We start from the raw sequence: 20,314 nt of genomic DNA, 5'->3' as shown, positions 1-20,314 counted from the left end.
GTGCTATTGATTAAAAGAATTCACCGTTAAAACCATCAGCAAAAATCAAATCAGCATCGATGGTTGTTGACTCGGGCAAAATCAAGTCAGTTGGATCGCCGTTATAATTAACATCATTCAGAACCATGCGGTCAATGGCATGGTTCTGGGAGCGGCCAGAAATTTGGATTAAATACAAACCGCTGGTATCAAATCGGGCAAAGATCTCATGGGCATCATTGTCACTGGTGCGGGTGCTCCATTTCCATAAGCCCGAACCACTGCGATAGACTTTAAACCAGCCGTTACTGCCTGACCCCTCAGGCGTGACTTCACCGTCGGCATCGAGGTTAATTGGGCAGTCATTGTTGTTTGGGTCATAGCCTTTGGGACAAACAATGCTGTCGTTGCCTTGTTGGCCGTAATAAGCATCAGCAATGATTCTGAGCCAAGAATCATTGGCATCGGTGTTTGAGTCGCCCTTTGCAATTAAGTTGCGCCAACGAAATTGATAGGTACCTGGGTTTTGGATAAATATCAACACTTCAAACAAGTCCACACCCGGGTTATTGAATTGGTTATTACCAGCATAACGGTGGTAACTGGTCCCTGATATTTCATCGAACACGCTTTCCTCAGACCAGCCATTTGGAATATCTGTTAATGACTCTAATTCAATTATGATTAAGCCGTTTTGTTCAAGGAAAGCTGTTTGTGCATGAACAACATTTATCATAAACATGGCTGTGAATATAACGCCAATGAAGGATATGTTTTTTACCAGCATGATCATTCCATGTGTTGATTAATTAAATCATTATAAGCTGCGTTTGCAATCGGACTGTGAACACGTTCATAAAAAGGTTTGAAGTAACGTGTTTTTAATTATTTTAAAAACGCATTTCTATAAATTGCCCGCAGCGATTAGATACAAATCAATATTTAATCGCTGCAGAGGTTTTTAAAAATCACATCTTAAACAGTCAATCAATTTTGCTTTCACTGCGATTCATCAAGGCACTTGAATAAGTGGCTAATAATCCAGGTTGTGCATTGGCATTTGTATAACGACTGTAGGCAAAAGCAATGAAGGGAAGACCATGGTAATTTTGAGTGGCTTGAGAAAGTTGGTCGATACCGCGGTCATTGACTTGATACTGAATTCTTTCGGTGCGTTTACCTGTATCAAGATTAGGGTTGGATGAAGTGTCCACAAAGTAATGAAAAACATTGTCTCTGGGTTCGCCAGAAATGGTTGAAGGGGGGAAGGTTCGAACGCCATCAATGAAAGGTGGTAGTACTCCTATCATTACAGTGGTATTAACCATGCTGTCAAATTTCAGTGCCGTAAATGAAGGTGGTGGAGGCGGGTCTACAATGGATAAATCCGTAAAATAGAACCTTCCATCGCGATCATACAAACCACTGCGTTCAATCACTGGAACACCAGTATATTGTGAAAAAAAGAATTGGCCCGGTTCCAGTACTGTGTTGAAGTCACTGGTCATAAAAGGTTCTGTGGTGAGATTGTTGTTTAAGTGAAAATTCAATGTTGGAAAACTGATCACCCATTCACTTTTGGCATCAATGAAAGCCTCAAGGGTAAAATCATTACTGGTGCTGGTTTTCATCAACAGGGCGCTGACTGCTTCATAGCCAGTTGGCCAAACTGTTGTGATTAAGTTCCCTTGGTAAAGCACCGAACTGATGTTATCGCCACTGTTCAAATCAGGCAAACCAGAGTTGGGTGCAAAGTGATTGATTGAACCACTTGGAAAAAAGTCATTCAAAGTCACTGATGGTACCTGAAAAGTAAACCCTCTGGCCACATCAAACACCGAAACCTGGCCGGTCAGTCCACCGGACACTGGATTCAAATTATCGGAACTGTCAGATGTCCATACACCACTATCAGTCCAAGCACTGATGATGTTCTGACAATTTTCTTCGGTGGTGATGTCATTGGTGAATGGGTTTGGGAAAAAAAGTTCTGATTCAATGGAGAAGTTGCCCATTTCAATGACTTCAACCATGCCGGTTTGCCAGTCCCAATTAACTGCACTTTCAATATCTGGAGCAACCAAATTGATTACACAGGACTCATCACCGGTCAATAAGTTGATGAATCCATCGGTTTCAACTAAGGCCATGGTCCAAGTATCTTGGGCGCCAAGATAGAGATTAAGAGAATACATGGCATCGCCGCCTTTGCCTTCTCTGATATTGATTTTGACTGCTTTGGCGGTGTTTTGTTCATTACTGATACTGAATAATGTATTCAAATCATTGGCCACTGTAAAATAGGGGAAAACAATGGCTTGGCCTTGGTTGTTTTGGCTGATGTGCACCGCAGCTTGGGTGTTTTGTGTCAAAAACACAGCAGTCAATAAAAGTAACAAATGGAATTTATTTTCTGTTTTCAAAGTCATGTCCTTTTGAATGATTAAGCAAACATTATAGCTTAAGTGATTTTATAAACACTTTAGATAAATGAGACGCAGATAACAAAAAAGGGTAAATAATTTAGCTGCATAAATTTTTTAACGAAAAAATAACTAAAAAGTTAAATGTCTTCAGATGCTAATCTAGTGACAGTCAAACCGTTAGCGATATGCCTGAAGTCGCAGCATTAAAAAGCCCAAGTTAAACCAGCATAAAAGGCCCGGCCTTCGCCACTGTAAAAATAATTGCCATCGCTGCCACCGGCATCTGGGATGGGCAGGGTAGTGCTGATATAGGTTTGGTCATTGAGGTTTTTGGCGTCAAAAAACCAGCTCAGCCCATTGGTTTGGGTGTATGTCACGCTTAAACCTGTGAGCAGGTAGTTTTGGGTTTTGACGGAGTTGGCTAAATCAACATAATAAGCCGAAGGAACCCATTCAATGTTAGGGCTGATGCGCCAACCTGATGGATGTAAATACTCTAAACGCGTTAAAACATAGTGTTCAGGTATGCCAGGAATGCGGTTGTTGTTGAATGTGGGATCATCATCCAGGTTGAATTGGTTGTATTGATAATTACTACTCAGAGTCAGTTCGTCACCTGATGAAATCATGTCTCGATTGAGGCGCCAACTGACAGCGCTTTCCAAGCCCCAGTGTATCGATTGTTCGGCATTGGTGGTGCGGGTGGCGCCATCAGGAAATCGAAAACGAATGAATTCATCTTCTATACGGCTGTAGTACAGGCTCATGTCCCAATTAAAAGTTTCTGTAAAACCACGCGTTCCAACCTCGAAGGTGTCTGCGGATTGGGCTTTGATGCTGTTATTAAATCCCGGTTGATTGCCGTTATTGAGTTCAGCGAATGTGGGTGCTTCAAAACTGCGTGACAAGCTGGTAAACCACTGCTTGTTGGCTTGCGGTTGATAGCGCACAGCGATACGAGGATTTAACTGACTGTAGTCTTTATTGCTGGTGATGCTTTCAGGAAAACTTTCTTTGATTTCGCGTTCAGCCCATACCGCTTGTAGGCCTAAATCCAATGTTAACTGATCACTGTATGTATTTGATAATATTGGTAATTGATAACTGTATGCGGCAGTGGTTGTTTGGGCCTGTTGGAATCTTGTAAGCCGTTCGGCTCCAGGTAAGCCGGCTTCGTTTTCTCGTCGCCGTTCATCTTGGTCACCGGACTGGGTGGTGAGTAGAAGCTGGTGGTTACCGCGTTGGTAATTGAGGTTGATGCCGGCATCATCGGAGTCGCGGTTGATGTAAGTGAAAACTGGGTTGTTTAAGCGCTTTTGCGACCAATATATGGTTGTCTTTAGGTGCTCATTTGCCAGCTGATATGACAAACGAGTTAAAGTCATATCACGGTTGAAATTGCCAAAAATATTGAAGCCTCTTGATTGTCTGGGATCCTCATCGATCAATGTCTGGGAAAGACTGCTGGGTAATTCGGCGTAGGTATTCAGGTGATAGAGACCAATGCGGTGCTGCCAGTTTGATTGACCTTTAATCAGGTGCTGTAAATCAAATCGATTGCTTCTTTGTTGATTTTGAATCCGGAAACCATCTTGTTTGAGTAAACTTGTACGCAGTCTGAAAGCTTGGTTTTCGTTGCCTGTGGTGAATGCGACCATGCCCCGTTGGCTACCGAAGCTGCCTGCAGATAACCGCAGTTCATTGTTTTGGGCCAAATCAGGTAGGGTGGTGCCCAGGTTAATCACACCACCTAAGGTGCTGCCACCTGAAGCCATGCCATTACCTCCCCTAAAGACAGTCACATAATCAATCAGCCAAGGATCAACTGCCTGAAAGTCGAATGAACCATCTGCTGTGTTCAATGGCACACCATCTTGTAATAACAGCAAACCACCACCTTGGAACTGACGTCCCAAGCCGGAACCACGGATTGAAATGCGGGCGCTTTCGGCACCGTTGCGTTGTTGGGCAAATACACCAGGTACAAAGTCTAAGATGTCTTTGATGTTTGCGGCACGCTGGTTGCGCCAATATTCATCGGTATTGATCGATGCACTGCCTGACCATGCATTGATTTTTTTAGCCTCACTTTGTAGCGGTGCAGGAATATCTGGCACATTTTCACTGACCACCAGGTTAGGTTGGCGGGCAACGTTTTCAACATCTTGGTCTTGGTCTGAGGCTTCATCTTGGATGGTTTGAGCCCGTAGGGAATGGCTGCTGCTCAAAAGCAGCACCATCATCAGTGTGGCAGGTTTCATGTTGTCAGGTATTTACTATTACTGGGCTGGTGATATTTTGAGGATTTTGCCCTCAGGGTTGTCGGTGGCCACATAAATGTGTCCTGCTGGGCCTTGTTCGATGGCTCTGATGCGTTGATTTTGATCTTTTAATAAACGTTCTTCTGTGACCACTTTATTGTTGTCATCAAATTTTACCCGATTCAAATGCATCAATTTCAAAGCACCAGTGAAGACATCACCCTGCCAATTTGGGAAGGCATCACCTGTGTAGATGAGCATGCCAGATGTGGCGATGGACGGGTCCCAATAATGCAAAGGCTGTTGCATGCCCTCCATCGCTGTTTTATCGGTGATGGGTGTGCCGCTGTAATTGATGCCGAAGGTGATGGTTGGCCAGCCGTAGTTATTACCGGCTTGGATTAAGTTAATTTCATCACCACCGCGCGGGCCGTGTTCGTTGCCCCACAGCGCACCTGTCTCCGGATGCAGGAAAGCACCTTGAATGTTGCGGTGACCCGAGCTGTAAATGTCCGGCAAGACATTGGGCTTGTTAAGGTATGGGTTGTCAGCTGCTGGCTTGCCATCGGTGTCAATGCGCACCACTTTGCCAAAATGATTACTCAGGTCTTGCACATTATCGCGGTTGCCACGATCACCTAAGGTGACAAATAAGTGCCCGGTCCGGTCAAATACCAGACGTGATCCATAGTGATAACCGGCTTTGAAAGGCTGTGCTTGTTGCCAAATGCTTGTAACATTTTGCAGTCCATTTTTGACCAGTTTGCCTTTGCCAACAGCTGTTCTGGCTTGTCCACCTGTCGCCGATTTGGCGTATGAAAAATAAACCATTTGGTTATTCTCAAAATCAGGGTCAAGTACCACATCCAACAAGCCGCCTTGACCATTGGTGTCGACTTCTGGCAAACCAGTCAATGGCGGGGAAACTTTACCGTCTTTAGCAACTATTCTGAGGTTGCCTTGTTTTTCGGTAACCAACAAACGACCATCAGGCAAGAATGTCATGCCCCAAGGTTGATTCAAACCCTCAGCATAAGTGCTGACTTTAATGGCATGAGAGGCTGAATGGTCCGCATGGTGCGCTGCATAGACATTAGATGCTGCGAAGATGGCTGTGATTAAAAAGGTAGTTGCCTTCATTTTTGATTCCCACATATACAAAATAATAAATCATTTTAAATCAATGACGTGAACAAGATGTAGATGTCATAAGAAAAAAACCAATAGCAGGTGTTAGAATGTGACAAAAAAATAATCTGAGGAAGTAACTATGCATAAAATACCCACACTTTTGGCGCTGATTTTCTGTCTTTCAACTCAAGCAGAAGTGATTCATCTGAAAAACATCAAGGCATACAGCCACAATGGCCAACAATTAGAAGAATTTAATGCGTTGTTATTCGATACAGATACGGGTCAATTGTTAGAGATTAATCCAGATAACCTCAAAGACGCCGTAACAATAAATGGTCAAGGCAAAGCAGTGTTACCTGGTCTGCATGATGCCCATGGCCACATCTTGGAATATGGCTTGTCGCAATTATTGGTCAATGTCCAAGGCATTAAAAGCCTGTCAGGTACCATAAAGACCACCGGTGACTACGCCAATAAAAACCCAGAATATCCTTGGATACTGGGACGGGGTTGGAATCAGGTATTGTGGGCAGGTAAGGCTTTTCCCAGTCGTTATGATTTGGATGAAATTTCTAAAGACAAGCCGATATGGTTGGAACGAGTTGATGGTCATGCTGGATGGGCTAATTCCAAAGCACTGGAAATAGCTGGTATCACCCGCGAATCGGCCAAAGGCGATGATTTGATTCTTAAAGACTCAGAAGGTCTGCCAACTGGCATTTTAATTGATAATGCGATGTACAAGGTCAAAAAACACATTCCCAATGTCTCTACCGAAATGAAACGCAAAGCCATGGATTTGGCACTGAAAGACTTGGCATCAGTTGGTTTAACCTTTGTGCATGATGCCGGCATTGGGCAGGACAGTTATGAAATTTTTACCGATCTAGCGACTGATAACAATTTACCTATTCGAGTTTATGCCATGTTGGCCAGTGGTGCTGAAACCTATGAAAAACTGTTGGCAAAAGGTCAACTGAACATAGAAAATCATTTCATCATTCGTTCAGTTAAGTTGATGATTGATGGTGCATTGGGCAGTTATGGTGCGATGATGCATGAGCCTTATTCTGACAAACCAGAAATGCAAGGTGCCTATGTGCAAACGCCAGAACAAATACAAAACAAACTGGATGCTGTGATCAAAGCTGATTTCCAAGCCAATGTTCACGCCATTGGTGACCGAGGCAATACCGAGGTGATTGATTTGTTAATCAGAAATGGCATGCAAACCTCACAATTAAGACACCGTGTTGAACACGCGCAGATTTTACGCTTGGATGATATCATCAAATTCAAACAACATGGTCTAATCGCCTCGATGCAGCCCACACATGCCACCTCGGACATGAACATGGCTGAAGATCGGGTTGGCAGTGAGCGAATCAAAGGAGCCTATGCCTGGCAGAAGTTATTCGATGCCGGGGTGGTGGTGGCTTCTGGTTCAGATTTTCCGGTTGAATTAATTAACCCCTTTCATGGTTTACACGCAGCTGTCACCCGTCAAAACCACCAAAACCAACCACCGGGTGGTTGGTACAAAGATCAAGCCATGTCAGTAGAACAAGCTTTGCAATCCTTCACCATCAATGCGGCCTTTGCAGCGCATGCAGAGGATTTCTCAGGTTCATTGGAAGTGGGAAAACAGGCAGATTTTATTGTGGTTAATCAAGACATTTTTGTAGTTGACCCTGCAGAAATTTGGAAAACTGAAGTTTTAGAAACCTGGGTGGGTGGCGTTAAAATCTTTAAGAGGGACGTGACAGAATAAACACAGCCACCAAAATCAATACCAGCAATTGTGCGCCTATGGCCCAAACAGGCGCACCCAGGGCATAACTCAAAGGTGGCATAGCAGACAAAACAATAACGGCCACAACCTTGCTGCGACGATCGATCCTACCGCCGTCTTGCCAGTTCCTTATTAGTTTGCCAAAATTACGATGATTCAACAGCCAATCATGTAACCTGGGTGAGGATTTTGCAAATGCTGCCGCTGCTAATAGAATAAATGGCGTGGTTGGTAATAATGGTAGAAACACTCCAAGTATACCCAAGGCCAGACTGAAAATTCCCAGTGTGAACCAAGCAGATTTAATTATCATAGTTTGACTTTCGACAGGTTGTTCCGCACGTAATTAAGTCGTTGTAAGAATATTTTTGCGGTTTGTTGTTGTACAAAATACCCAATCATACGTCCTATAATTGGGGTATTGAAAGTGAAGTGAGAGTGCCAATCAACACGGATGTGATCATCTACAGGTGTGAATTCAATCCAGCCATTGTGGTGGGTAAAGTTGACTTTTGGAGCAATGTCTGTAATCAGATAATCATAGCTTTTCAAGTGTTCATAAGCGGTGATTTTTTCAGTTAGGGTGTATTTTTTGGTACGAATTTTGCGGATGGCTCCTTGGCCATTTTTATGGGGTTTCCCATCTTGAGTCAAACGACATGTCAGGCCCCCACCAGATAAAAAGCTGCGGTGATCGACAATGGCATTGAACACGGTTTTTAGATCTTGATTAAAATTGACTGTGACATGGACCTTTTGCATCTGATTCCCCCGAATCTGTTTCCAACAGTGAGAGTTTAACTCAATTTCTGCTATGATGTTTGTTTTTGACCCTAAATATTATGCAACCCCTGAGCGGTCTAGATTCATCTTTTTTATACCTTGAAACTGACACCCAGCCCATGCATGTGGGCAGTGTTAATGTTTATGAGGGTTCTTTGTCTTTTGAGGACTTCAAAAGTTTTTTGCTTGAACGACTGCCATTGGCACCGCGACTTTTCCAGCGTTTGGTTCAAGTCCCTATGAGCATTGATCACCCTTATTGGGTGGATGACCCAAACTTTGACATTGATATGCATCTGCACCATACCGCTCTACCAAGACCTGGTGACTGGCAGGCCTTGCGTAAATTAGCATCGCGTATTTTTGCGCAGAAATTAGACCGCAATAGGCCTTTGTGGGAGTTTGTTTTTGTTGAAGGCTTAGATCAAATTTCTCAGGTACCTAAGGGGTCGGTTGCTGTTATCAGTAAAATTCATCATGCCGCCATTGATGGTGCGTCAGGCGCAGCCATTATGGGCTTGTTATTTGATGTGACTGAAAAGCCGCGTAAAATTCCAGCCATGCCCTTACCAGATGCTGAAGCACTTCCAGGTGACTTCACGCTGATCAGACGCAGTGCGATGAATTACATCAAGCGACCTTTCAAACTGCCAGGACTTTTGCTTGAGACCGCTAAGTCCACTTGGAAAGCAGGGCGGTTGTCGCGGGTTCAATCCAAAGAAATACCCAGGTCTATTCTTAACGCACCACCCAGCATATTGAATCAACCTGTCACCTCTAAACGGCTTTGGAACAGTACGCTGTTGGATTTACAACGGGTCAAAGATTTGAGGGTGGGGGCCAAAGGCGCCACCCTTAATGACGTGGTTTTGACCATATGCACGGGTGCCTTGCGTCGTTACCTGCATGAAAAAGACGCGCTGCCAGAAAAGCCACTGGTAGCCATGATTCCAGTTTCTACCCGAACTGAAGGAGAACAGGATGATATGGGTAACCAAGTGTCAGCCATGCTGGTGCAACTACCAACAACCGAAGCAGATCCGGTCAAACAACTGCAAAAAGTACATCAGCACACGGACCAAGGTAAAGCTTATCAAAATGCTATTGGCGCCAAACAACTGATTGACTATACCGAATTCATTCCATTTGCATTGGGGTCTGCAGCCACCCGCATGTACACTCGCATGAATGTCAGTAACCACCACCGGCCATTTTTTAATCTAATTATTACCAATGTACCTGGACCTCAGATACCGCTGTATATGAATGGTCATAAAATGTTAGCCAATATGGGTATGGCACCAGTGTTTGACGGCATGGGTTTGATTATGCCAGTATTAAGCTACAACGGCACACTGTCAATCAGCCCAACGGTGGCTGCCAATGTAATGCCAGATGTTGATTTGTTTACTCAGTACATCCGTGAATCTGCCAATGAATTAGAGGCAAATTTACAGGCGTTGTCGCTTAAAAAAGGAAGTAAAAGAAGCAAGAAAAAAGCCAAACCAAAGAATAAAAGTCCAAAAAAATGACCTTACCAACTTCGTTCAATTCACATTTACACCGACCTTCACTGTTCAAAATGGCCTTAGAAGTCCGCACCTTTTTCGAAGCGGGCTCATTTGCTTTGAGTTATCCTTGGCTGCAAGCCGCACCCAAAGGTGACGGTCATCCGGTGTTGGTATTACCTGGCTTTTTGGCCTCTGATTTTTCTACCAAACTATTAAGAACATTTCTCAATAGCCGAAACTACAAGGCCTATGGCTGGTCATTGGGCCGCAACATGGGACGTCACAGTGATCCCCTGACTGCCTGTGGTCCTGCCATCATCAGGCGATTGCAAGACATTCACCAATGGCACGCAGAAAAAGTGACTGTGATTGGGTGGTCATTGGGTGGTATTTATGCCCGTGAATTGGCCCGAGTGCATCCAGAAATGGTGCGTCAAGTGGTGAGCATGGGATCACCTTTTTGTAACAACCAAAGGGCAAATCATGCCACCAAGATTTTTGAAAAAACCAGTGGTTATAAATTATCTGATATGTGTCCCAAATTAATTAAGAACATGCCGACTCCGCCACCGGTGCCCAGTACCTCTTTTTATTCCAAATCAGATGGCATCACAGCGTGGCAGTGTTGTTTAGAACAAGAGTCCAAGTTTACCCAGAATATCGAAGTGGTTTGTAGCCATATGGGCTATGGGCATCACCCAGCGGTGATGTGGGCTTTGGCTGATCGTTTGGCTCAAAAGGACGGTGAATGGCAATTATTCAATCCTAAATTCATCGAAAAATTAATTTACAAGTGAAACTGATAGACTCAAAGAAACAGTTATTTTGAATCCCCGTTAATTTGTGTTGGAAGGGTTTCACAGTGAATCAATCAGTGATGTTGTTTTTCCTGGCTAGGTGAATTTTATGGTAACTGTCTAACAACCGCTGGTGTTTGTCCAAGCCATCTAAGTTCATGTTGGTTTCAGTTAAACCATCGAACTTCACTGAGCCCTGAACTGAGCCAATCACACGGCGCATCACAGCATCGCCAAACATGCGAGTAAGATTGTTTTCAAAATCAGCCAATTGCAGATCTTCATCTAAAGTAATTTCAAGCACGGCTTGCATGGCCTGATAAAACAAATTACGTTCTCGTGTGTTGATGTTGTATTGCAGAAACTCTTCAACCAAATCCAAAGCATCCTCGTGTTCACCAAGGGCCAGGTAAATCAGAATTTTTAACTCCAAAACGGTCAATTGTCCCCAGACTGTATTCTCATCAAATTCAATCCCAATCAAAGTGATGATTTCTGTGTGGTTATCAAGTTGGCTGTCCTCTAATCGATCAACCAAATTAACTAAATTGGTGTCATCAAGGCGGTGGATGTTCAATATGTCTTCACGGTAATCCAGTGCTTTATTGGTGTTATCCCAAATCAAATCTTCTATAGGATAGACCTCTGAATAACCCGGTACCAAAATGCGACAGGCATTGGCACCTAATTGGTCAAAAACCGCAACATAAACTTCATGACCCATATCGTGTAGTAAACTCAGCAAAAAATCACGTTCTACTTTGGTGGAACCACTGAAATCCCAATGATTGAAGTCGTATTCACTGTTGGCACTGAAAAAACGCCACGAAATAACCCCAGTGGAATCAATGAAATGTTCGACAAAATTTTCTGGTTCTTGCACTGCCAATGAGTTAAAGGTAGGCAGAGGCACATCATTCAAGCCCTCAAAGCTGCGGCCTTGAAGTAATTCCGTTAAACTGCGCTCTAAAGCCACTTCAAAACTTGGGTGTGCGCCAAACGAAGCAAATACACCGCCGGTTTTGGGATTCATCAAGGTGACACACATCACTGGAAACTTACCGCCTAATGATGCATCTTTGATGACCAGCGGAAACCCCTGAGCCTCAAGTGCTTTAATGCCTGCCAGAATGCTCGGGTATTGCTCAAGCACTGATTCAGGAACATCAGGTAACACAATTTCTTCTTCAATGATTTGTTTTTTTACGGCACGTTCGAAAATTTCAGATAAACATTGAACCTCCGCCTCGGGCAGGGTGTTACCTGCACTCATGCCATTACTGAGGAACACGTTTTCAATTAAGTTCGAGGGAAAGTAGACGGTGGTAGCATCTGATTGCCTGATATAGGGGATACAACAAATACCGCGTTCTTTCATGCCCGAATTGGTGTCTATTAAATGCGAGCCTTTGAGTTCTCCATCTTCATTGTAGATAGCCAGCGTGTGTGAATCCAAGAGGTCTACAGGTAAGCTGTCATCAGCGTTGAGTGGGAACCATTTTTCGTTGGGGTAGTGAACGAATTCGCTGCCAGCAATTTCAGGTCCAAAGTACTGGTCATTGTAAAAGAAATTACAGCTTAAACGCTCAATATACTCGCCCAAAGCAGAGCATAAGGCTGATTCTTTGCTGGCGCCTTTGCCGTTGGTGAAACACATCGGCGATGCGGCATCACGGATATTCAATGACCACACATTGGGTACAATATTGCGCCATGAGGCCACCTCGATTTTAATGCCCAAACCAGCCAGCAGTGAGGTCATATTCGCTATGGTTTGTTCTAGAGGGAGGTCTTTACCCAGTATAAAAGTCTCGTTCGCTTGATCTACATCCACCATCAGCATGGCATCGGTGTCATCTGCTAAAGAGTCAACCAGCTCAACTTGAAAATCCGGACCGCTTTGTACCACTTTTTTAACTGTACAGCGATCAATTGAACGCAGAATGCCTTTGCGGTCTTTATCAGAAATGTCCTCTGGTAATTCAACTTGAATTTTGAAGACTTGATTGTATCGATTCTCAGGATCTACGATGTTGTTTTGTGACAATCGAATGTTATCTGTGGGGATGTCACGGGCGTTACAATAAACCTTAACAAAATAAGCCGCACACAAGGCCGAGGAGGCCAAAAAATAGTCAAATGGCCCAGGTGCTGATCCATCGCCTTTGTATCTGATGGGCTGGTCAGAGACTACATTGAAGTCATCAAATAGAGCTTCTAAGCGCAGGTTGTCGAGGTAGTTGACTTTTATTTCCATAAATACTTGTATTTTTTGGCTGTTGTTACTTTAGCATCAATTCATACATATCGTTTATTTATGAAGCTTCTTTAATGCCTTGTCTTTCCAAGTAATCACTGTAAGTGCCCCTGAAATCAACCACTTCATGAGGCAGTAATTCCATCACACGGGTAGCGATAGATGAAACAAATTGGCGATCATGTGAGACAAATATCAGCGTGCCATCGTAATTTTCCAAGGCCAAATTCAATGACTCAATAGATTCCATGTCTAAGTGGTTGGTGGGTTCATCCATAATAATAACATTGGGTTTTTCCAACATCAATTTGCCAAACATCAAACGGCCTTTCTCACCACCTGATAAGACACTGACTTTCTTCGCTGAGTCTTCTTTTGAGAACAGCATACGACCCATCACCGAGCGTATGGCTTGCTCATCGTCTTCGGGCTTTTTGAATTGTTCCATCCATTGGTAGGCGGTGATGTCTTGTTTGAAAGCACCCATGTTGTCTTGTTTGAAATAAGCGATGTCAACATTTTCTGACCATTTGACTTCACCGGAATCAGGCGAAATGGTATCAGTGATGCAGTTTAAAAATGTGGTTTTGCCGATGCCATTGGCACCTATCACGGCCAAGCGTTCGCCCACCTCTAATAATAAGTCGACATCTTTAAACAAAGTGTTTTTATCAAAAGACTTGCTTAAGCCTTTGATGTTTATTGCATTTCTGAATAATTTTTTCTCTTGTTTGAAGACAATATAAGGGTTCACTCGAGAGGAAGGTTTGATGTGTTCCAATTGGATTTTATCCAATTGTTTTTGTCTTGATGTAGCTTGCTTGGCTTTAGAAGCGTTGGCTGAAAACCTTGAAACAAAGCTTTGTAATTCTGCTATTTGGGCTTTCTTCTTGGCATTTTCTGCATATTGTTTTTCTCTGGCTTGTGTCGCTGCTGTCATGTATTCATCGTAATTGCCTGGGAACATGCGCAACTCACCATAATCAAGGTCTGCCATGTGTGTGCAGACTGAATTTAAAAAGTGTCGATCATGTGAAATGATGATCATGGTCGATTTTCTGGCATTCAGGGTGTCTTCCAACCAACGAATGGTATTGATGTCCAGGTTATTTGTTGGCTCATCTAACAGTAAAATATCGGGATCAGCAAATAAAGCTTGTGCAAGCAATACACGTAATTTCCAGCCTGGTGCTACCTCAGACATGGGGCCAAAATGCTGTTCTTCAGGAATTTCCAGACCCAATAACAATTCGCCGGCACGGGCTTCAGCAGAATAACCATCCATTTCAGCAAAGGTGTTTTCTAATTCACCCACCAGCATGCCTTCTTCATCTGACATTTCTGGTAAGGCGTATATGCGATCGCGTTCTGCTTTGACTTCCCACAGTTCTTTGTGACCCATGATAACGGTATCAATCACTGAGAATTCTTCAAAAGCATATTGGTCCTGACCCAAAACACCGATGCGCTCATCGGGGTCGTAACTGACATTACCTGATGAGGGTGCCAGTTCACCGGTCAGAATTTTCATAAAGGTTGATTTACCACAACCGTTGGCGCCTATTAGGCCATAGCGGTTGCCATTACCAAACTTAATAGAAATGTTTTCAAATAATGGCTTAGAGCCAAACTGCATGGTGATGTTAGCTGTAGAGATCATGTGGTGTTTTTTTTGAAGATAAAAAGCAGGCGCGATTATAGCCGCATGTGGCCAAGAATGCTGATGAATTGTGGTAATAGTTAGAAAATAGGGCTTTAAATTTTCCGCTTAACGGTATTTGTTTTCGAATTGAAAGATATTTGTTGGTTTTATTATGCTGTTATTATTACCCAGCATGAATTATTATGTTTAAAAAATGTATACACTTTAAAAAGAGGGTAGTATGAAAACACAAATAAAAATTTTACTGATTGTCGTGGGTTGTTGGGTTTTGAATTCAGAATCAAGCGCATTCGCTAGTGGTGCTGGTACCTGTGATGTGGTTGCCAATTTTTCAACCATCACTGGCATGCAATCCAGAACCAGAAATCAAAATACCGGAGGCTATGTATTGTCATCGAATGTTTCCGAATATAACGTTTTTGAACACGTCGAGATCACCCTGACCGCAACGGGTGCAGGCAATCAAGCCACTTATACTGGTATTGTGATCTCAGTGGTCGATGGCAAAGGCCAGAAAGTCGGTACTTTTAACTTTGATGATGAAACTGAAGTGAGGGACTGTGGTGGCAGCGCCATGATGGCAGCCACCCATACCAGCAGCCATGGTAATGTGGGCTCAAGAACATTGTTTTGGATTCCACCAACAGAGCCAGTTGGTGAAGTCTATGTTTTAGCCTATGTGCTCTCTGGTGCGAGAGGTAACCAGTCTTCACAAGAGTTTTATCGTTTGGTCCGTAATGATGGCGCCATAATCATTACTGAGAGTGATGTGATTTTCCTCAATAGTTTTGATTGAGGCATTTATAGTTAAATTCAATCCTGTAAAAGTTTGATTTAAATCAAATTACGGCTTAATGGTTGAAAAGCTGTTGCTGGATTTGTGTTATTTTATTTGGTAATTGAATTCAATCTAAGGCATGTCTGAAGCAAATAATCACAGCACTTCCAATGAACCACAAGCCAGCAGTGAGTATGTTCAACCGATTGTTGCTCCATGTCGTAAAGTACCAACAACGGCCCCTTTTGTTTGGTTGAAAAAAGGTTGGAAGGACTTGGTGCAAGTACCAAAGATAAGCTTGGCTTATGGTGTAATTATGATGTTGATCAGCGTTTTTATTACGTGGGTGGCCTATCAAGCACATTCAATTGTGTTGGCCATTGCAATCACCGCTGGTTTTTTCTTTTTGGGGCCAATCATTGCCATTGGCTTGTATTCACTCAGTCGACAAATCAGTAATCAGGTTGAGCCTCAGTTTTTTAGGTGTTTGCGGGAAGGGCAAAAAAACCTCGGGAATGAGATGGTTTTATCATTCATGTTTTTGATTGTGTTTTTAATATGGGCCAGGGCAGCGAGCATGCTGCACATTTTCTTTCCCAGTTCCATGCAATTTGAAGACTGGGTGATGTTTTTGAGTGTTGGCAGTGCTGTTGGGGCGATATTTGCAGGAATTATTTTTTGTGTGGGGGCTTTTTCTATTCCCATGCTGATGGACCGCAAAGTGGATACAGTAACCGCGGTAGTAACATCCATCAATGCCGTGTTGAAAAATAAATTGACCATGCTGGTTTGGGGTTTATTGATTGTGGTTCTGGTGGTGATAGGAATTTTAACTTTTTATTTGGGATTCATTGTTTTATTGCCGCTGGTGGGACATGCCACTTGGCATGCTTATAAAGAAACCATTGATGCTGACGCTTGGGAATTAGGACCAGGCTTGGGTGGGCCCAAGCAAAAATAAAGGGGATTAAAAAAACCAGCTTTTTAGCTGGTTTTTTTATTTGATTGTTTACTTATTTATTTGGGTTCTAACCTGACTGCACCATCTAATCTGATGGTTGAACCATTTAAGTATGTATTCTCGATGATATGCTCTGCCATACGAGCAAATTCAGATGGCTCACCCAGTCTCGATGGGAAAGGCACTGAAGCACCCAAAGCGGCTTTGATTTCATCTGGTAGGCCAGCCACCATTGGGGTCAAAAACACCCCAGGTGCAATGGTCATGACTCGTATGCCAAAACGAGTTAATTCACGCGCCATAGGCAAAGTCATACCGACAATGCCACCCTTACTGGCAGAATAGGCTGCTTGGCCAATTTGGCCTTCATAGGCAGCAACCGATGCGGTGTTGATGATCACACCCCTTTGCCCATCTTGATCTGCATCGTTATGTTGCATCAAAAAAGCCGCGGCTTTCGATAAATTAAAACTGCCAACTAAGTTGACCTGGATGGCCTTGTTGAAATGGCTTAAGGCCATAGGCTCTTCACGGCCCAATACCCGACCACCTGCCAAAACACCAGCACAATTAATAACCACATTTAAACCGTCAGAGAATGCCTTTGCGGCGTCACATGCGGTTTTAATTTCGGCTTCGTTGCTGACATCAGCTTTAACAAAGTGGGCATGTTCTTTACCCAAATTAGCGACTGCCTCATCGCCAGCTTGTTGATTGATGTCGATCAAGGTGACTTGACCACCATGATTGACAATGTGTTCGGCACAGGCAAACCCGAGGCCTGATGCGCCACCTGATATGATTGCTTTGGTATCTGATAGATTCATGTTTAATTGATTATTTTGGTTAAAGTTAATGGCTCAGTGGATGCATAAAATAGCACAAACAATCAAGCCTTATGGCGTGGATGCTTTGAGTGATCATCGCTGGCACCACTTTTTGTTTGAGCCTGATTTCATTTTCTGTTTGTTCGAAATACCGGTCAGTGATGTCATGTCCTATTTGATCAGTCACGGTGAACGGCATGGGTACTTGCTTGTTGTTGGTTTTGCCAAACACAGTGCCTGCCTCAATCAAATGAAAATTGAGGTAGTCGAGATCATCATTGATTAAGAAATCAACCTCATCAACAGTTTCACCGGCTATGCCAATACTGACTTCTGGTTTGATTTTTACGGTTGAAAAAATATTCAAAACTTGTTGGTGTTCCGCAACACCAGGTATGGTTTTTAAGGAAGAAAGTTGAATTAGGTTCTCTAAAAAAGTATGTGTTTGTTCTATGCCATCAGCCGTTCCTGACATGCCACATTCAATGGTAACTGATGGGCAAAACTGAGCAAAGGCGCCAGACTGGATGCCATCTGGGCTGGTGAAGTGAATGATCGTTTCAGAAAATAATGATGCCAAATTTACAAACTCACCATTGAGGGAATTGATGCCTGCATAATGTGGGTTCCGTCCTGAATTATTATGGATATCAATACTGGCGAAAGGTTTAATTCCCGCCATCATGTCAGTGATGAAAGCCATTTTTTCTGCTGTGGCGTTTTTTTGTCGGTGTAAACCAGGCCAGCAGCGATTAAAGTCGGGCTGGTCGTCCAGTTGGCGTAAGTTTTTAGCAGCAGCTTCAACATTACCGAACAATAAATAAATGCTTCTTGGTAGTTGAGATTTATGGTTTTTTATCAATGCTTTCATGGCATCCCAGCCCGTGGTCTCATCTCCATGCTGCAGTATAGAGACAAACAATGGCCGTTCGATGCGTCCATTGATACGAACCAAAGTGTGATTGTCTAAAAATTGATGTAAATCTTTAGCATCAACATCCAGAATACCAGTCGGTAATTGGTCAAGAATATTTATCATCTTTATTGATTACAAGTCTTTGTTGTGTGTCGTGAAATTTCAGCTGATAGTCAACCCAACTAACAGGGAAGCCCTGGTAAGGGGTTGTTGAACATGGTTGGATTTGGTTTTATGGCAATGAAATCAGATGAAGCCCCTCAGCATCCTTTAATAATCAATGTTCAAAACAGCTAAGCGATGATAGACAAGGTCTTGTGGTAAGTCAATGAATATTGAATATTGGTCCACTAATCACCCGAGAATGGCTTAATGGCATCGTAGTTCAGATTGATTAAAAAAATGACTTGAAATTTAGTTCGTTAGCCTCCAACATTCTCATGGTTTAATCGGTCGCTCATTGTAATGGGTGGTCACAATGCGTGCGCAGCTTAATTCATTTTATTATGTATTGTTGTTGCTGTTTGTTTATCAATAGAGATGAGACGGAAAGACATGATTGAATGTTTGAATTTAACTAAAAAATTTGGTCATTTTACTGCAGTCAATGATTTGTCATTTACTGCAAATAAAGGCCAAGTTTTGGGCTTTTTGGGCCCTAATGGAGCGGGGAAATCAACCACCATGAAAATGGTGACAGGTTTTCTAGAACCCACAGCAGGTCACATAAAAGTTTGTGGTACTGACATCAAACAAGATCCAATAGCTGTTAAACAAAAGATTGGTTACTTGCCTGAAGGCGCCCCCAGTTATGGTGAAATGGAGGTAGGACAATTCCTACATTTCGTTGCTAACCTGAGGAACATCAAAGCCAACTTGCTTAAATCATCTGTGGATTCTGTGGTTCAGCGGGTGAATTTGGAAAAGGTGTTTTACCAAAAAATTGAAACCTTATCTAAAGGTTTCAAAAGACGGGTTGGTTTGGCTCAAGCCATCATTCATGACCCAGAAGTTTTGATCATGGATGAGCCCACCGATGGCCTTGATCCCAATCAAAAACACCAAGTGCGTGCGCTCATCACCAACATGTCAAAAGATAAAACCATTATTTTATCAACACATATTTTAGAAGAAGTTCACGCAGTCTGTGATCGAGCGATCATCATTGCAGGCGGGGAGATAGTGGCAGATAACTCGCCAAGTGAAATGGAGAAAATGTCTCGTTATCACCATGCCGTGAGTTTTGTGTCAGATTTAGATACTGGCTTGTTGAATAAAATCAAGAATATGAATTGTGTGTTAGATGTCGATTATGATGCCAGATTAAAAGAGACAACGGTATTTCCAACACAAGGTTTGTTTATCTTTGATGAAATCAGTGACTTCCTTCGTAAAGAAGCCATACAAGTAAAGAGTTTAAAAATGGAAGCTGGTCGACTTGATGAAGTGTTCAGAAACATCACCCAGACAGTTGGTGAGCGGGAGGTGTTGAAATGAGTGCGATCAGTTCAATCATGAAACGAGAACTGCAAAGTTATTTTGCTACCCCAATTGCATATGTATTCATTGTGATATTTTTAATCATGAGCGGTGTTTTTGGTTTTTATTTTGGTAACTTGTATGAACGAGGGCAAGCTGATTTGATTCCGTTTTTTAATTTCCATCCCTGGCTGTATTTGTTTTTAGTCCCAGCGGTGGCCATGCGGTTGTGGTCCGAGGAACGTAACAGTGGTAACATCGAACTGCTGATGACGCTACCGGTGAGGAAAATGGATTGGGTGCTGGGTAAATTTTTTGCAGCATGGATTTTTATCGGCATAGCACTGTTGTTGACTTTTCCAATGGTTATATCAATCAATTATTTAGGCAACCCAGATAATGGATTGATTGTGGCCAGTTACATGGGCAGTTTATTACTTGCCGGTGGTTTCTTGGCCATTGGTAGCTGTATTTCTGCGGCGACTAAAAATCAAGTCATAGCGTTCATCCTCAGTGTGGTGGTTTGTTTTTTGTTTTTATTATCTGGCTTTCCTATGGTTTTGAACTTTTTCAAAGTGTTCATGCCACAAGTGATTGTAGATGCCATAGCTTCTACCAGTTTCTTGACTCATTTTGACTCAATTACCAAGGGTGTTTTGGACTTGGGGGATATCACCTATTTTGGTATGACCATCGCATTGTGGCTGTATGCGACTTCCTTAATAATTGACATGAAAAAGGCTGATTAAA

At 42.9% G+C, this 20,314-nt stretch carries 17 protein-coding genes; 7 read left to right on the top strand and 10 right to left on the bottom strand.

Annotated elements, in window-relative coordinates; translation table 11 throughout:
• Window positions 1-10 precede the first annotated feature (10 nt).
• From QNI24_RS08090 to QNI24_RS08075, 4 genes are all read right to left on the bottom strand, one after another.
• The gene (locus QNI24_RS08090) at window positions 11-766 is read right to left on the bottom strand and encodes a hypothetical protein (protein WP_283708614.1); all 756 of its coding nucleotides are present in this window, start codon (window positions 764-766) and stop codon (window positions 11-13) included.
• Window positions 767-962: 196 nt separating this feature from the next.
• Window positions 963-2,402, bottom strand: coding sequence for a hypothetical protein (locus tag QNI24_RS08085; protein WP_283708613.1), 1,440 nt, complete (start codon window positions 2,400-2,402; stop codon window positions 963-965).
• A 206-nt stretch (window positions 2,403-2,608) separates the two neighbouring features.
• Entirely contained in the window at window positions 2,609-4,666 is a 2,058-nt protein-coding gene (locus QNI24_RS08080) for a TonB-dependent receptor family protein (protein ID WP_267176055.1), read from the bottom strand.
• A gap of 18 nt (window positions 4,667-4,684) precedes the next feature.
• On the bottom strand, window positions 4,685-5,806 hold the full coding sequence (locus QNI24_RS08075) for a PQQ-dependent sugar dehydrogenase (RefSeq protein ID WP_267176054.1): 1,122 nt from the start codon (window positions 5,804-5,806) through the stop codon (window positions 4,685-4,687).
• A gap of 130 nt (window positions 5,807-5,936) precedes the next feature.
• Here QNI24_RS08075 and QNI24_RS08070 point away from each other — a divergent pair, with 130 nt between their 5' ends.
• Window positions 5,937-7,571: an amidohydrolase gene (locus QNI24_RS08070; protein ID WP_267176053.1), complete on the top strand. Its 1,635-nt coding sequence runs from the start codon at window positions 5,937-5,939 to the stop codon at window positions 7,569-7,571.
• Here the strand turns inward: QNI24_RS08070 and QNI24_RS08065 are convergent.
• Window positions 7,549-7,905 carry a YbaN family protein gene (locus QNI24_RS08065; protein ID WP_267176052.1) on the bottom strand — a complete coding sequence of 119 codons (357 nt, stop codon included), beginning with the start codon at window positions 7,903-7,905 and terminating at the stop codon, window positions 7,549-7,551. The two genes, QNI24_RS08070 and QNI24_RS08065, sit on opposite strands and share 23 nt — an antisense overlap.
• The gene (locus tag QNI24_RS08060; RefSeq protein ID WP_267176051.1) at window positions 7,902-8,354 is read right to left on the bottom strand and encodes an SRPBCC family protein; all 453 of its coding nucleotides are present in this window, start codon (window positions 8,352-8,354) and stop codon (window positions 7,902-7,904) included. The genes QNI24_RS08065 and QNI24_RS08060 overlap by 4 nt, the downstream gene beginning before the upstream one ends.
• A gap of 80 nt (window positions 8,355-8,434) precedes the next feature.
• Here QNI24_RS08060 and QNI24_RS08055 point away from each other — a divergent pair, with 80 nt between their 5' ends.
• Both QNI24_RS08055 and QNI24_RS08050 read left to right on the top strand, forming a co-directional pair.
• Window positions 8,435-9,907, top strand: coding sequence for a WS/DGAT/MGAT family O-acyltransferase (locus tag QNI24_RS08055; protein WP_267176050.1), 1,473 nt, complete (start codon window positions 8,435-8,437; stop codon window positions 9,905-9,907).
• Complete coding sequence (locus QNI24_RS08050) at window positions 9,904-10,683, top strand: esterase/lipase family protein (protein ID WP_283708612.1); 780 nt, start codon at window positions 9,904-9,906, stop codon at window positions 10,681-10,683. Before QNI24_RS08055 ends, QNI24_RS08050 begins: the two co-directional genes overlap by 4 nt.
• A gap of 70 nt (window positions 10,684-10,753) precedes the next feature.
• On the opposite strand, the gene QNI24_RS08045 is transcribed toward QNI24_RS08050, so the two are convergent.
• Complete coding sequence (locus tag QNI24_RS08045; RefSeq protein WP_267176048.1) at window positions 10,754-12,940, bottom strand: OsmC domain/YcaO domain-containing protein; 2,187 nt, start codon at window positions 12,938-12,940, stop codon at window positions 10,754-10,756.
• Window positions 12,941-12,998: 58 nt separating this feature from the next.
• Window positions 12,999-14,600, bottom strand: coding sequence for an ABC-F family ATPase (locus QNI24_RS08040; protein WP_267176047.1), 1,602 nt, complete (start codon window positions 14,598-14,600; stop codon window positions 12,999-13,001).
• Window positions 14,601-14,823: 223 nt separating this feature from the next.
• Between QNI24_RS08040 and QNI24_RS08035 the strand changes: the two genes are divergently transcribed.
• Together QNI24_RS08035 and QNI24_RS08030 are read left to right on the top strand one after the other, a co-directional pair.
• Window positions 14,824-15,399 carry a reeler domain-containing protein gene (locus QNI24_RS08035; protein ID WP_267176046.1) on the top strand — a complete coding sequence of 192 codons (576 nt, stop codon included), beginning with the start codon at window positions 14,824-14,826 and terminating at the stop codon, window positions 15,397-15,399.
• Window positions 15,400-15,520: 121 nt separating this feature from the next.
• On the top strand, window positions 15,521-16,342 hold the full coding sequence (locus QNI24_RS08030) for a DUF2189 domain-containing protein (RefSeq protein WP_267176045.1): 822 nt from the start codon (window positions 15,521-15,523) through the stop codon (window positions 16,340-16,342).
• Between the two features lie 56 nt (window positions 16,343-16,398).
• Here the strand turns inward: QNI24_RS08030 and QNI24_RS08025 are convergent, their stop codons facing one another.
• Entirely contained in the window at window positions 16,399-17,169 is a 771-nt protein-coding gene (locus QNI24_RS08025; protein ID WP_267176044.1) for an SDR family NAD(P)-dependent oxidoreductase, read from the bottom strand.
• A 25-nt stretch (window positions 17,170-17,194) separates the two neighbouring features.
• Window positions 17,195-18,208, bottom strand: coding sequence for a M14 family metallopeptidase (locus tag QNI24_RS08020; protein ID WP_267176043.1), 1,014 nt, complete (start codon window positions 18,206-18,208; stop codon window positions 17,195-17,197).
• A gap of 432 nt (window positions 18,209-18,640) precedes the next feature.
• On the opposite strand from QNI24_RS08020, the gene QNI24_RS08015 reads away from it, so the two are divergent.
• Both QNI24_RS08015 and QNI24_RS08010 read left to right on the top strand, forming a co-directional pair.
• Window positions 18,641-19,582: an ABC transporter ATP-binding protein gene (locus tag QNI24_RS08015; RefSeq protein WP_283708609.1), complete on the top strand. Its 942-nt coding sequence runs from the start codon at window positions 18,641-18,643 to the stop codon at window positions 19,580-19,582.
• Window positions 19,579-20,313 carry an ABC transporter permease subunit gene (locus QNI24_RS08010; RefSeq protein ID WP_267176041.1) on the top strand — a complete coding sequence of 245 codons (735 nt, stop codon included), beginning with the start codon at window positions 19,579-19,581 and terminating at the stop codon, window positions 20,311-20,313. Before QNI24_RS08015 ends, QNI24_RS08010 begins: the two co-directional genes overlap by 4 nt.
• The last annotated feature ends 1 nt before the right edge of the window (window position 20,314 follow it).

The sequence above is a fragment of the Marinicella marina genome (assembly GCF_030065545.1).
Taxonomy (GTDB): domain Bacteria; phylum Pseudomonadota; class Gammaproteobacteria; order Xanthomonadales; family Marinicellaceae; genus Marinicella; species Marinicella marina.
Note: the sequence above shows the minus strand (reverse complement) of the source record. Positions and strands in the feature narration are given on the sequence as shown.